Genomic DNA, 844 nt, shown 5'->3' with positions numbered 1-844 from the left:
ATCTGTTTAGCTAATCCATCTTTACGTAAAAGACCGTTGGAATGCTCGTTTAGACCGCGTTGAGAGGGGCAACCTGGATCTGCAAAGAAAATCGAAATGTCTTGCTGGTTACTCAAGCTTTTCCAATTGGAAAATTCCTTTCCACAATCAAATGTAATTGATTTGAAGAGGTTCTTCGGCAACGCGTTCAACCAATTATTTAAGGTTCTTTCGATGTCCTCAGCCTTACGGCCCGGTGTCTCTAAAGCAATAATCAACTTAGAAACTCTTTCGGCAAACGTAATGACGGCACTCTTATGGTTTTTACCGATGATGGTATCGCCCTCTAAATGTCCGAACTCACTTTCGTAGGCGGGATAAGCTTTCTTACGGTCGTCAAGCGTTCTTTTATCCGCTTGCTTTCCACGCGTCTCTTTGTGGCCATTGGGTTTGCGTTTCCCTTTCATGGGTAAGGTCGTGACATCAAAGAGTGCGCTATCTTTAAAGCGACGATAGAGGGTACGCATCGAACAACCAAGGTCTCTTTCTCCTCGCCCAATAATCACATCCGGTGTCCAGCCATCCGCCACGCGATCTTTAACGTATTGCGTTTGTTGCTTTGTAAATGTCTTTTTCTTTGCCCCACATTTCGATTTATTCTGTGTGTAGCGTTCAAAATAGTCACGAATAGTGCCGCCTTTCTTAAGGAAGTTGACAACGTTATAGATGGGTTGATTGGAACGTCCAAGCTTTTTTGCGATATCACAGGCTTTATAACCGATATCAAAATAAGCTTCTATCCATCCGAGTTCTTTCATGCTAAGATGTGTGTAGGTCATTTGTGGTCACTCCTCTAATTTTCGTG

1 protein-coding gene is annotated in these 844 nt (G+C 43.2%); it reads right to left on the bottom strand.

Annotated features, from left to right (window positions below):
- A partial coding sequence (locus ACFO5Y_RS11700; RefSeq protein ID WP_380706740.1) for an IS30 family transposase occupies window positions 1–818 on the bottom strand: 818 nt, incomplete at its 3' end.
- Between the last annotated feature and the right edge of the window lie 26 nt (window positions 819–844).

Source organism: Ruoffia tabacinasalis, assembly GCF_042652985.1.
Classification (GTDB): domain Bacteria; phylum Bacillota; class Bacilli; order Lactobacillales; family Aerococcaceae; genus Ruoffia; species Ruoffia tabacinasalis.
The sequence above is the reverse complement of the archived record's forward strand: the minus strand, read 5'-3'. Positions and strand labels throughout refer to the sequence as shown.